This window comes from Holdemania massiliensis, assembly GCF_022440805.1.
In the GTDB taxonomy this organism is placed as follows: domain Bacteria; phylum Bacillota_I; class Bacilli_A; order Erysipelotrichales; family Erysipelotrichaceae; genus Holdemania; species Holdemania massiliensis_A.
On the sequence record NZ_JAKNTK010000001.1, the window covers coordinates 339,102 to 350,974 of the forward strand.

At 47.2% G+C, this 11,873-nt stretch carries 12 protein-coding genes; 11 read left to right on the forward strand and 1 reads right to left on the reverse strand.

Annotation, left to right across the window (positions count from 1 at the left end):
- Positions 1 to 2: 2 nt before the first annotated feature.
- From MCG46_RS01610 to MCG46_RS01640, 7 genes are all read left to right on the forward strand, one after another.
- Positions 3 to 1,355, forward strand: a complete 1,353-nt coding sequence (locus MCG46_RS01610) for a PTS sugar transporter subunit IIC (RefSeq protein ID WP_240277025.1) — start codon at positions 3 to 5, stop codon at positions 1,353 to 1,355.
- A gap of 24 nt (positions 1,356 to 1,379) precedes the next feature.
- Positions 1,380 to 1,694, forward strand: a complete 315-nt coding sequence (locus MCG46_RS01615; RefSeq protein ID WP_240277027.1) for a PTS lactose/cellobiose transporter subunit IIA — start codon at positions 1,380 to 1,382, stop codon at positions 1,692 to 1,694.
- Positions 1,695 to 1,776: 82 nt separating this feature from the next.
- Positions 1,777 to 3,219 (forward strand): glycoside hydrolase family 1 protein, encoded by a 1,443-nt coding sequence (locus MCG46_RS01620; RefSeq protein ID WP_240277029.1) that lies wholly within the window; start codon positions 1,777 to 1,779, stop codon positions 3,217 to 3,219.
- Entirely contained in the window at positions 3,203 to 3,808 is a 606-nt protein-coding gene (locus MCG46_RS01625) for a YczE/YyaS/YitT family protein (RefSeq protein ID WP_240277031.1), read from the forward strand. The genes MCG46_RS01620 and MCG46_RS01625 overlap by 17 nt, the downstream gene beginning before the upstream one ends.
- Complete coding sequence (locus MCG46_RS01630) at positions 3,808 to 4,503, forward strand: hypothetical protein (protein ID WP_240277032.1); 696 nt, start codon at positions 3,808 to 3,810, stop codon at positions 4,501 to 4,503. Before MCG46_RS01625 ends, MCG46_RS01630 begins: the two co-directional genes overlap by 1 nt.
- 127 nt (positions 4,504 to 4,630) lie before the next feature.
- Complete coding sequence (locus MCG46_RS01635; protein WP_240277033.1) at positions 4,631 to 6,310, forward strand: FAD-binding protein; 1,680 nt, start codon at positions 4,631 to 4,633, stop codon at positions 6,308 to 6,310.
- A gap of 129 nt (positions 6,311 to 6,439) precedes the next feature.
- Positions 6,440 to 7,246 (forward strand): MerR family transcriptional regulator, encoded by an 807-nt coding sequence (locus MCG46_RS01640; RefSeq protein WP_240277034.1) that lies wholly within the window; start codon positions 6,440 to 6,442, stop codon positions 7,244 to 7,246.
- A gap of 268 nt (positions 7,247 to 7,514) precedes the next feature.
- On the opposite strand, the gene MCG46_RS01645 is transcribed toward MCG46_RS01640, so the two are convergent.
- On the reverse strand, positions 7,515 to 8,414 hold the full coding sequence (locus tag MCG46_RS01645; protein ID WP_240277035.1) for a LysR family transcriptional regulator: 900 nt from the start codon (positions 8,412 to 8,414) through the stop codon (positions 7,515 to 7,517).
- A gap of 145 nt (positions 8,415 to 8,559) precedes the next feature.
- Here MCG46_RS01645 and MCG46_RS01650 point away from each other — a divergent pair, with 145 nt between their 5' ends.
- The 4 genes from MCG46_RS01650 to MCG46_RS01665 all read left to right on the forward strand — a co-directional run bounded on the left by MCG46_RS01650 (position 8,560) and on the right by MCG46_RS01665 (position 11,834).
- Positions 8,560 to 10,038, forward strand: coding sequence for an FAD-dependent oxidoreductase (locus tag MCG46_RS01650; RefSeq protein WP_240277036.1), 1,479 nt, complete (start codon positions 8,560 to 8,562; stop codon positions 10,036 to 10,038).
- Between the two features lie 238 nt (positions 10,039 to 10,276).
- A complete protein-coding gene (locus MCG46_RS01655; RefSeq protein WP_240277038.1) occupies positions 10,277 to 10,609 on the forward strand; it encodes a PadR family transcriptional regulator in 333 nt (110 codons plus the stop codon).
- A gap of 2 nt (positions 10,610 to 10,611) precedes the next feature.
- Positions 10,612 to 11,295 (forward strand): permease prefix domain 1-containing protein, encoded by a 684-nt coding sequence (locus tag MCG46_RS01660; RefSeq protein WP_240277040.1) that lies wholly within the window; start codon positions 10,612 to 10,614, stop codon positions 11,293 to 11,295.
- Positions 11,292 to 11,834 (forward strand): hypothetical protein, encoded by a 543-nt coding sequence (locus MCG46_RS01665; RefSeq protein ID WP_240277042.1) that lies wholly within the window; start codon positions 11,292 to 11,294, stop codon positions 11,832 to 11,834. The genes MCG46_RS01660 and MCG46_RS01665 overlap by 4 nt, the downstream gene beginning before the upstream one ends.
- Positions 11,835 to 11,873: the final 39 nt, after the last annotated feature.

An 11,873-nucleotide genomic window follows, 5' to 3' on the forward strand; every position in this document is an offset into this window, starting at 1 on the left:
CCATGGCGAAGGAACAACACGAAAAGAAAAAATTCCTCGACCGGTTTGAAGAAATGTGCATGCCGATGGCAACCTTCTTCGGAACCGAACCACACTTTTTGGCACTGCGCGACGGCGTTGTCAGTGCGCTGCCGTTTACGTTTGTCGGCGGCATTGCTTTCTTAATCTACAAATGTCCATGGCAGGAAGGCTATGCGACAGGCGTGGGTTTCTTTGATGCCTTCATGAATGCCTGGTTCCAGATGTCTATGAATTTCAAGGATATCTGTTACGCACCCTATGGAGCCACGCTGGGCATCATCTCCATTTTCATCTGCTTTACCGTAGCTTATTCACTGGCTGAACATTATAAAAAGAACGCTGTGAATTTTGCGGTATGCGCGACGTCGATTTATTTGCTGATCGCTTCGCCGGTGATTTCGGGGGCAATGTCCATTGCCTATCTAGGATCAGTCGGTATTCTGGTAGCCTGTCTGGTGGCCCTGGGATCTGTCGAGATCATGCGGATTTCAATCGAAAAGGGCTGGACGATTCACATGCCGCCGAGCGTTCCGCAGGTCATTGAGAATACATTCAGCACGATATTCCCGTATGTTTACGCCTTGATCATCTTCTATGCGCTGAGCGTGATTTCGCAGCTGGCGTTCGGCAAACTACTGCCTGAGCTGTGGCAGTACATCTTCACGCTGATTACCGTAGCGGTGGAAAATCCAGTTGCCGTAACCGTGCTGACCGCCTTTGAAAACTTGTTGTTTTCATTTGGAATTCATCCTACCACCGTTGTCGGTCCGCTGCTGGATCCGCTGCAGCTGGTCACCTTGACAGCCAATGCTGAAGCTTTTGCGGCTGGCACAGCGCTGAATGCCTTGCCGCATGTCTATACGCAGTCATTCTGGGCGTATTATTCCTGCATTGGCGGTGCCGGATCAACGCTGGCTTTATGTGCGATGTGTGTTAAGAGTAAGTCGAAGCAGCTCAGTGCGGTCGGCAAGGTTGCGATTGTACCTTCACTGTTTAATATCAACGAACCTGTGATCTTCGGTCTGCCGATCTTCCTGAATCCGATCCTGGTGATTCCGTTCATGTTGGCGCCGTCCGCCAATATCCTGTTAGGCTGGCTGTGTACTTCACTGGGACTGGTTAATCATTCATTCCTGTTTCTGACTTCGACGACCCCGACGGTTTTAGGGGCATTCATCTCGACTTTGGACTGGCGGTCCTGCCTGCTAGTGGTCGTGATGTTTGCGATCGACTGGATGATCTATTACCCGTTCTTCAAGATTTATGAAAAACGCTGCATTGAACAGGAAAGCGGGGAAGCGGCTGAAATTGAAGCAGCCAATCCCTCAGCATAACAACAAAAGAAACGAGGCAGAAACATGACCGATATCAAAATGACAGCTTTTGAAATTATCTCGTATGCCGGAGATGCAAAAAGTTCCGCCTATGAAGCCTTGGAAGCGGCGAAACAAAATGATCATGCCGGCTATGAAGCGAAGATGGAGGAAGCTGAGAATAAAATTAATGAGGCGCATAAAACACAGTATGCCATGCTTCAGCAGGAAGCTGCAGATCAGCTGCACGCTGAATTTTCAATCATCGTTGTTCACGCTCAGGATCATTTAATGACGACGATGGCAACGATAGATCTGATCAAAGAACTCAGTGAACTGTATTTTCTGCGGCATGTGTAAATGACAGACAGCTGCCTGCATTCCAGGCAGCTGCTTTTCAAAGCTGATTTCTTATACAAAGAAGCAAAATAAGGAGGAACAAATGAAACACGGATTCCCAAATGACTTTTTGTGGGGCGGAGCGATTGCGGCCAATCAGGCGGAAGGCGCATGGAACGAAGGCGGCAAAGGACTGTCCGTTCCTGACGTTGACTGGCATGATCCCCATCTGATCCGCGGCGGCAAACGCGATGCGGATTCAGAAATGACCAGCTCGCGGTTAAATGATTTACTGGCGATGGATGAGGACTGGCAGTTTCCCAAACGCAGCGGCATTGACTTCTACCACACTTATCAAGAAGATCTGGCACTGATGAAGGAGTTGGGATTAAAGGCTTTCCGAACCTCAATCAACTGGGCGCGGATCTATCCCCATGGCGATGATGATCAGCCCAATGAAGAAGGGTTAAAATTTTATGATGATCTGATTGATGCGATTCTTTCCAACGGCATGGAGCCGATTATCACGCTGTTTCATTACGAACTGCCGCTCAAGCTGGTAACCGAATACGGCGGCTGGCGTAATAAACAGCTGATCGATTTCTATGCTCAATTTGCCCAAACCTGCTTTGAACGGTATAAGGGGAAGGTGCGGTACTGGATTCTGATCAATCAGATCAATTTAATCTATGTTGAATCATTTAATTCATTGGGAATTCTATGTGATCAGGTGGAGAATCTGGAAGAAGCAAAATATCAGGCAATCCACAATCAGTTTGTGGCCTGTTCACTAGCGACAAAATTAGGACGGGAAATTGATCCGAACTTCAAACTCGGCATGATGATATCCGATCATAACTGCTATCCGGAAACCGCTTCGCCCGAAGATGTGTTCAGCACCCTGCAAAAAAATCAGATGAGTCAGTTTTTCTACGGCGATGTGCGGATCCGCGGGTATTATCCAGGGTATGCTCTGCGTTATTTTGAGGATCATCAGCTGAACATTGACTGGACAGAGGAGGAACTGAATCTGATTAAGCACTACACGGCTGATTATATGGCGTTCAGCTATTATTACTCACGCATGAACTCAGCTGTCCGCAACACGCCGGAGCTTAACGATATTTCACGCAATCCGCTTCTTCCTGCCTCCGTTTGGGGATGGTGTGTCGACCCCCTGGGCCTGCGCAATTCGCTCAACGTCTATTATGACCGCTACCAGCTGCCGCTAATGATTGCGGAGAATGGATTGGGAGCCTTGGACGAGCTGAAAGAGGGAACGGTAGAGGATGATTATCGGATTGATTATCTGCGGGAACATCTTAAAGCTATCAAGGAAGCTTTGCACGATGGTGTCGATGTGTTCGCTTACTGTGCCTGGGGACCGATTGATATCGTCAGCTGTACGACGAATGAAATGTCCAAGCGCTATGGCTTTGTGTATGTTGATCTGAATGACGACGGAACGGGCAGCCGGAAACGGTTTAAGAAAAAGAGCTTTGGGTGGTACAAGCGGGTGATAGAAACGAATGGAGAAGAGCTCTAGTTTAACATGGAAAACAATGGCGCTGGCAGCAGTGGCCGGGGCTGGCATCGGCATTGGCGTCGGACTGATATTAACAGCCGGTATTGGCTCGGATACAGTCACGGTTTTCCAGGATGGTCTGCATCAACAGCTGCGGATCAGCTATGGACAAGCCTCACGGCTTTACAATCTGATTTTGATTTTGACGGCCTTAATGGCAGCGCGGAAATATTTTGGAGCCGGCACTGTGATCTCAGCACTGATCACCGGCTTCGCGATTGACTCAACGGTTGCCCTGACAGGCAGTTTTATCGTCAGATCGGGTCTGCCCGGAAGCGTGCTTGTCTTTTTAGCCGGTCAGACACTGTATGCATTCTCTTTGGCAATGCTGATCCGCTGTCAGCTTGGCATGAATGGACTGGACAGCCTGATTTATGCGCTGCAGGAGAAAACTGGAATCAGCTATCGGCGGCTGCGTTGGGGAGTTGATTTTCTGTTTACATGGATGGGCTGGCTGCTGGGCGGCATCGTCGGCATCGGAACGTTGATTTCCATTCTGACAACCGGTCCGCTGATTGATTGGTTCCAGCGGCAAAGGAGGGTAACCTGATGGTAAAATTGATTTTGTTTTCAGTCTTGGCCGTGATGAGTTTGGCTTTGCCGTTAAGTCTGATTTTCACTTCGGGGACAAAGCCGAAAATCCCATGGATTTTGTTGGGCGCTGGTTATTATTTGACAGCGAATTTGATCTTAAACCTTTTAAAAAATGCCTGGATGATGAAGCTGGAACCTTTAGGCGCTATGCTTTTCTATTTAATCATTACCGTTATAACCTGGACACTGACCGCAAGTTTGTTTTTCCGTCGTTTGTCCGCTGCGAAAAGTGGAAAAATAAGTCTGATTTATGGAGGATATGCGATGATCAATACATTTGTGGCCAGTATGGTCAGCTATTCTCCTCTAATCCAATATGGCTTATTAAGCGTGAGCGGACAGACCGATCAAATTCCTGCAGAAGCAGCGGCATTGCTTCACTCAGCTTACAGCACAATTCAGGCTGCCGATATTGTGCTAGCCATAATTGAACTTTTATTTGTCTTTTTGATCATAGCTCAGCTGTTTAGCATCCTGCTTACGGGTAAAGGACCGCGAAGATTTATTGAATTTGCGGCAGGTTTGTTTGCTTATATGTTGATTCAATATGGCCAATGGGGAACAGGAGTCAGCTTTATTGCCTATGGAGCCATACTGGCAGGACTTGTAGTGATCGGTAAACGCGAGAGGATACGTTTAACAAGGGTCTAACATTGAAGGCGTAATTAAAGAGATTTGTTTTGTTAATTTATGAACTTTATTCCTTGACTCGGTATCAAGTACCGAGAGTACGATAAAGCTATCGAAAGACTTTCGGTTTGGAAAGGCAGGGAAAAAGATGGATAAAAACAAAACGAAAGGCATCACTCGTCGGGACTTTATCAAAGGGGCGGCTGCCGGGGCAGTCGGATTGGCTGGCGCAAGCTTGTTGAGCGGCTGCCAAAATGCAGAAACAACGCCGGCTGTGGCTAAAATATTTAACGAGCCAAAACATTGGGACTATGAATGTGACGTTGTAGTGATCGGCTCCGGAACTGCCAGCTATGCGGCAATCCGAGCGGCCAACGAAGGCTTGGAAACGATCTGTGTCGAAGCCAGTGCTTTTGCCGGAGGTGCAACAGGCTTCTCCGGGGGCGGTGGCTGGTTCCCGATGAACAAATGGTCTATAGAAGCAGGGGACACCAAAGAAAAAATGATGAGCTATCTGCGGAATTGCTGTCGGGAAGTCCCTATCTCTGACGCACAGTTAGAAGCGTATATTGACAATTCACAGCCAACTATTGATTATTATGATGAAGTGTTTGCACGATGCAGCGAGCCAGTCCATTCCCAGGTCAGCGGTTTATTCGGTGATTATCAGGCAGAGTGGGAAGGCGGCGTGACTAATGCAAGCCACTCCGTTTCTTACGGCGGGGTTACAAAGTGGAAAAATGCTTATCTGGAATCCATTGAAATGTGCGGCGGAAAACTGATGACTTCAACCAAAGCTACGGGCTATGTCTGGCGTTATGATGCTGACGATGTGCCGGAAGTCCTGGGCGTTTTATGCGAGCAGGAAGGCAAACCGATTGCGATCAAAGCCCGCAAAGGCGTGGTCTGCGGTGCCGGCGGCTTCGACTGGAATGACGAAATGAAGAATTCTTTCCTGGCAGTGGAAACACCATATGCTTGTTCGTTAAGTTCTAATGATGGGACGATGTTAAAAGCAACGATGGCACTGGCACCAAAACTGATGAACATGTCGGAATGTTTTGGTCACTGGACATATAAGGCAAAAGCGGAAGAACAGAAGGCGATGAATTCTCCAGCCAATATTTTCTTTGGCCACTATTTCCCGCGCCAGATTGTTGTCAATCAGAAGGGTCATCGTTTCTGTGATGAATCGGCCAGTTATGATTCTTTATGGCTGCCGTTTGCAGCTTTTGATACCTTTGCGCCGTATGGTAAAAGCAACCTTCCGGCCTTTGAAATTTTCGATCAGAAATTTGTCGATGAAATCAAAGGCTTCTCAGTAGATTTCTTCATCGGCGATCTTGTTGACGGAGTTCCTCCCTATGCGATCATGGCAGACAGTCTGGAAGAGCTGGCCCAGAAAACCGGAATTGATCCGGAAGGTTTAATAGCCGAAGTTGCCCGCTGGAACCAATACTGTGCTGAAGGAAAGGATCCGGATTTCCATCGGGGTGAACAATATATGGATCAGATGTTTAACCGTATGCGGGATACATCGCTTCCGTTGGAATCCAATCTCGGACCGATTGACGCAGCACCTTATTACGCATTGGAGATAGCGCCAAACATGTTAGGAACCGTGGGTGGTCCGGCATTAAACGAATTCGCGCAGTGTCTGCATATTTCAGAAAAACCGATCGGCCGGTTATACGCCTGCGGTAACTTTTCCGGCTTTGGCGGACCGGGCCGAGGATATACAGGAGCCGGAGGCACAGTGGGCCCAGGTTTGGTCATGGCCTATATTGCCGCAGGTCACATCATTCAGAATCAAAAAGACTGGGAATAAAGAAGGTGCCTTTTTTAAGGCATCTTTTCATATTCCCAGGAATGCTTTATACTGAAATCAAAACTGAGAAGGAAGAACGGTCTGCGTGGAAGTCAAAAGGAATAAGCGAAGAGTGGAAAGGAAATAACTATGGAGCATAAAACAGGAACCTTTGCAGAACTCTGGGGTTTGTCGCCGGAAGGCTTAAAATTTTATATAAAGAAAGGTTTGATTGATCCGGAATCATTGGGTAAATATCGTGTTTATTCTTATAAGGAATCCAGCATTCTTCATCGTTTGCTCTATTTCCGTTCTTATGGTTTTTCTCTGGATGAGGCGAAAAGCCTTTGTTATGTTGGTCAGCGGTCTGAAGTTTTACGGCAGCTGAAAGATAAAAATGCCGAGATCCAAAAAGAAATTAAACAGAAACAAGCGCTGCTGGAACAGCTGAATCATGACATACAATTTTTGGATCAGGCTGAAGAACAGCTGAATGAAATCACGGTAAAGAAAATGCCGGCGGTCTGCGCAGTGGCAGGCAGTTTGGAAGATGGCAGCCGTGATACCGAGTTGTTTTCTGATTGGGTTCGTTATCTGCCGTTCGTCCAAACAAATTACGTTGTCGATCTGAATGATCAAAATTCCTATGATGTTCGTTGGGGAATCACTGCGCCCTTATCTTTGTATGAGGATTTAAGTCAACAGATAGGACAAAATGAAATCCAGATTTTCGGCGGCTGTCTTTGTCTGCATTCGCTGATAAAGGATCATGACAACAAAGGGATTGACCCGCGGATTTTAGAGCCGCTTTTAGCCTATGCCAAAAGGCATAATTATCAGATAAAAGGTTATGCTCTGATTAACTTCACGTTCATTCTGCAGCCGGAAAAGGATGCAGAGAAAAGTCGTTACCTGGAATGCTTTATTCCGATAGGTTCAAGCGAAATAAAGAAATAGACTCAGATACAAGATCTGTACTTATGTACAATAGTTAGCGGATCTAGTAATTAATTCATCAAGATTACAGGTTATTATAGTGTAATCAATGTTACACAGCACATAGTCGATTGGACGATTTCATGTTTTTATTGTTCTGAAGGTTATCCTTTCCACAAACACGGAATCAAAGAATTAGACTCTGCCCTTTCTTTTATTGTCAGAATCTTTAGAAAGCTCAGGCAGAATTGATTGTCAAATAATAATTAATATCGGAAGGCGATGAAACTTATAAATAATCCGACTGTTCTAATTGGGAAAATTGTTTTTGAATCAGATCTGCGGCCTGTTCAATGACCGAATTAGAGGGATCGCTCTTTGCCAGGCAAACCAGGTCGGTATTCAGAGTACAGTCTTCAATTGGAAGAAAGGCAATGCCGCTGAAGGCATGATCGCGGGCCAGAGCGGGAATGAATGCGCAGGCATTGTCTAGAATGGACAGTTTTTTATAAATTTCAGTCAGATTGTCTGCGTATAGAATCCGTCGTACTTCAATCTGCCGGTCTTTTAGCAGCTTTAATAGCCGGTCATTCAGAGAAATTGACGAGCGACTTTCCAGCAGGATCAGCGTCATAGCCTGCAGCCGGGACAGCACTGCCTTGGAAGCCTGAGCCAGTCGGTTAGACGCAGAAACTGCGAGACACAGCTCATTACGGATCAACGGTCGTTTTTGATAGCCGTTGAAATACAGGGAAGAACTGAGATCTTCGGGAATTAAAACGAGGTCATAATTTTTCTTTTCGTCACTGGGGTCACAGCTGACCTGAAGCATGAGTCCAGGAATAGCGGATACCAGATCATTAAAAATACCGGTCATCAGATACTCCGCCATCTGTGAGTACCAAATGGACAGTGGCTTGGCGGCCAGTTCCGGATTTTGATGTAGCGATTGATTCAATGCGTCATAAATTTGTACGATATTTTCAGCGGCGTCGATGACCCTTCGACCTTCGGGTGTCAAACAGACCGAACGGGAGCTACGGCTGAAAATCGCGGTATTGAGCTCAGCCTCCAGTTTCTTTACCGTTTTCGAGATCACACTCTGCGAGACATACAGCTTGCAAGCAGCTTTGGAAAAACTCATTTCTTCGGCGGCAGCAATCAGAATCCGACATTCACTGATATTCATAGCAATTCCTCCCAGGATTACGTTCCTATTATATCAAACGTTTCCAAAACGGCATAGGTAAGCCAAAGGTAGAAAAAACGGAAAGAATAATAAGAAACTGTTTTGATATAATTTTATCAATCTGTGAAGAAAAGGAGAGAAAGAAATGAGTCAACAAATGACACGAAAAGGATTCCTCAAGGGAGCGCTTGCCGGAACGGCCGGCATCGCTGCGGTTTCCCTGCTGGGAGGGTGCAGTACCGAAGACGAGAAAACGACTGACAAGGAATCCATCGAGACGCTAGCGTCTTCGGATATTCTGATCATCGGCAGCGGGATGGCTGGTTTTATTGCCGGAATTCATGCGATGGAACTAGGGAACAAAAATGTTTTGATCATTGATAAGGCCAGCGGCGACGGTTTTGACTGGGCCGGTTCCTCAATGATCTGCGGCGGTTCACTGCTGATTCCAGTTTCCGGCAGTGAATCTGATGCGAAGGCCTACGCCGATGCACTGTATATGAAAGCGCTGCAGAAATCAAACTACGATCATCTGACGACATTGGCCGAGGGGGCGTGGGAAAGCTATCAATGGCTTTTGGAACTGGGTATTCAGTACGGCGAGCCGTATTCCGTATTCCCGGCTTTCCCAGAAGTCAGAACGACAGTTTCTGCCATGGGCGATACCATGACCCGGCTGCGTGACAAATACATTGAAATGAATGGCAGCCTGATGTTTAATACCAAGGCTGTTCAGCTGATTTATGACGGAAATGGCATCAGCGGTGCGGTAGTCCGCCAGGATGGCCATTATGCCCAGATTAAAGCCAAAAAGACCATTCTGTGTACTGGAGGCTACGCGGCAAATAAAGAATTTCTGGAAACCCATGTCGGTGAAAATGGTGATGAAATTATGTGCAGGGCCCGGGAAGGCTGTACTGGTGACGGTATTGCCATGGCCCAGGCAGTCGGCGGCTATACTGTCAATTCCTGCGGCATGCGCAGCATTCATCTGTCGGCGGTCGATCCGATCTATAAGGAAAAGGGCCAACCGGGCAATGACATTCCATATATGATCGCCGTTAATTCCGAAGGACAGCGATTTGTGGACGAAGCACTGGGATCTGTGCGCCATGGTCAGGCCGTGTTTAATCAACCAGTCCAGAAGGATGGGCTGATCTTCGATTCCAAGGTGCTGGAGACGGTTCAGGCAACAATGGATAAATTGCAGGGCCAGGGAGTGATCACATGGAAAGCAGACACGATTGAAGAAATGGCGGGCTACTTTGGAGTGGATGCGGCTGTGCTGGTTCAGACAGTTGAAGAATTCAACCGTCATGTGACAGAGGCCGGCACTACCGAGGGTCTGGCCGTCAACAAGTCGGCAAAGGCTCTGAAAATTGATACGCCGCCGTATTACGGCATTTATCCGCTGGTGCCGGGTACTTCACTGACCTTTGGCGGACTGGCGATTTCAACCAAGGCCGAAGTCCTTGAACCAGACGGCAGTCCGATTCCGAATCTCTATGCCTGCGGCGAAGGGACCGGCGGTTTCTTCTATGACGATTATTTTGGCGGTTCCTGTCTGACACGTTGTGCCGTATATGGAAGGATCGCTGCGGAAACTGCGGTTGAAAGTCTTTAATTCAGCAGCAGGGCAGATCTGTGCTGAGAATACAAAGCTGTGGACTCTGATAAACGGAGATCACAGCTTTTTTCATGGATTAAGCAGACAGAGCGGGACAGACAGAGCGGAGAACCGAGGGCACTATCACAAGGTCAGTCTGAGATTTCAACTGATTTTGAAAAATGAGACCTTGCAATACCTTGATAATCTATGTATACTGAAAGCATAGAAACTCTAGGTATAAAGGAGGTTAATCATGAACTATGATAAAGGGCTGATCGCCGGCAGTTCCGGGATGTTGGTGCTGAGCTTGCTGCAGGAAAAGGAATGCTATGGTTATGAGCTGATCAAACTGCTGAAAGAACGTTCCAGTGACGCCTTTGATTTCAAAGAAGGGACACTTTACCCGATCCTGCACAAAATGGAAAACGAAGGCTGGATCCGTTCAGCGAACAAAGCGGTGAATGGTCGGACACGGCGTTATTATGCGGTCACAGCCAAAGGGTTAAGGCAGCTCAAGGCGCAGCAGGAACAATGGGGCAGCTTTTCTTCCGCGGTAAATCAAGTGCTGTCCTTCCAGGGGAACTGATGATGAATCCCATTGAGGAATACATTCAAGCGGTCACTTCACAGGTTCATTTTATCTGGGACCGCACGGCGATTGCAGAAGAACTGCGGGCGCATCTGACAGACAGTGCAGAAGCTCTGATGGAAGAAGAAAATCTGTCAGCCCATGAAGCACAGACGGAAGCCGTAAAGCGGATGGGGGATGGGAAAACGGTTGGACAGCAGTTAAATCAAATCCATCATCCTGTGATCGGCTGGATCTGGCTGATCACGCTGTCGCTGGCTCTCATTGCGGGGATTGCCCTGGTTGGTTTAACAGTGAATTATGCGTGGGATATCTTTTCCTGCAGTTCTCCGTATCATCCCAAGGAGGCCGTGAAAATCAGGGATCTGAATGAAAGTGTGGATCTGGCAGGCCATGTTGTTCGGCTGGATGCTTTGTGGGAAGAACAGGGAGACCAGTTAATCCTAACTTATCGAATCCAGAATAAACTAAGTTATTCCCGTTCCGGCTGGTCGGTTACGTTATTTCAGATCTTGGATCAAGACGGAAACTATGGAGCCAGTCCTTACTTTGAGGGAAGTTCACTGTTGGGATCACGGGGAATGATTCGGATTGAACGTCCTGATTCAGGAAAGCTGAAACTGACCTTTATTGATGGCCAGCAAAGAATTCTGGATGTGTCAGAACAGGAGGGGCAGCCATGAAAAGAATAAAGCAGATTGGATTAAGCTTGGTTGTGCTGGCTCTGACTCTTTTCTTGATTTATTGGACAAGCGGATTTTATTTTTCACCGCAGGCTTGTGTTGAGGATTCACTGAGAGGGCTCTATTTCGCGCCGGCAGAGAAAATTCAGGAAATCCGTTCGGGCGATCATTTCTATTATTTGTATGCCAACGATCATCAGTACGCGCTGCACAATGTTAAAAAAACAGCTTTGTTTTTCTATGTCAGCGGCGGCGGTAGCACGCATAACGATTATCCGAAATCAACGGAATCCTTTGATCTGGACTTCAGCGCCGATCAAGGAAATGAAGTTTTTTTAGTTCATCGGAATCGTCCGGATATTGCGAAAGTAGAATGGGAACAGACGGAAGGCAGCCGCAAGGTCATCTTGGATCAGTGGAAGGATGATTTTGCCATGATCGTTTTGCCTCGTAGCGACATGGATTCCGGCTTTTGGCAGGGAACAGTCCGAGCCTATGATGCCCAGGGAAATCTGGTCGATGAGCGCGTTTTTCCTTAATTTATTTCCGGCAAAGAATGAGATTTGTTCATTTCATTG

Excerpts from the sequence above, each read along its gene's own strand:
- MCG46_RS01635 (WP_240277033.1), top strand. The coding sequence starts at position 4,631 with ATGGATAAAAACAAAACGAAAGGCATCACTCGTCGGGACTTTATCAAA.
- MCG46_RS01660 (WP_240277040.1), top strand. The coding sequence starts at position 10,612 with ATGAATCCCATTGAGGAATACATTCAAGCGGTCACTTCACAGGTTCAT.
- MCG46_RS01620 (WP_240277029.1), top strand. The coding sequence starts at position 1,777 with ATGAAACACGGATTCCCAAATGACTTTTTGTGGGGCGGAGCGATTGCG.
- MCG46_RS01665 (WP_240277042.1), top strand. The coding sequence starts at position 11,292 with ATGAAAAGAATAAAGCAGATTGGATTAAGCTTGGTTGTGCTGGCTCTG.
- MCG46_RS01630 (WP_240277032.1), top strand. The coding sequence starts at position 3,808 with ATGGTAAAATTGATTTTGTTTTCAGTCTTGGCCGTGATGAGTTTGGCT.
- MCG46_RS01615 (WP_240277027.1), top strand. The coding sequence starts at position 1,380 with ATGACCGATATCAAAATGACAGCTTTTGAAATTATCTCGTATGCCGGA.
- MCG46_RS01625 (WP_240277031.1), top strand. The coding sequence starts at position 3,203 with ATGGAGAAGAGCTCTAGTTTAACATGGAAAACAATGGCGCTGGCAGCA.
- MCG46_RS01610 (WP_240277025.1), top strand. The coding sequence starts at position 3 with ATGGCGAAGGAACAACACGAAAAGAAAAAATTCCTCGACCGGTTTGAA.
- MCG46_RS01650 (WP_240277036.1), top strand. The coding sequence starts at position 8,560 with ATGAGTCAACAAATGACACGAAAAGGATTCCTCAAGGGAGCGCTTGCC.
- MCG46_RS01645 (WP_240277035.1), bottom strand. The coding sequence starts at position 8,414 with ATGAATATCAGTGAATGTCGGATTCTGATTGCTGCCGCCGAAGAAATG.
- MCG46_RS01655 (WP_240277038.1), top strand. The coding sequence starts at position 10,277 with ATGAACTATGATAAAGGGCTGATCGCCGGCAGTTCCGGGATGTTGGTG.
- MCG46_RS01640 (WP_240277034.1), top strand. The coding sequence starts at position 6,440 with ATGGAGCATAAAACAGGAACCTTTGCAGAACTCTGGGGTTTGTCGCCG.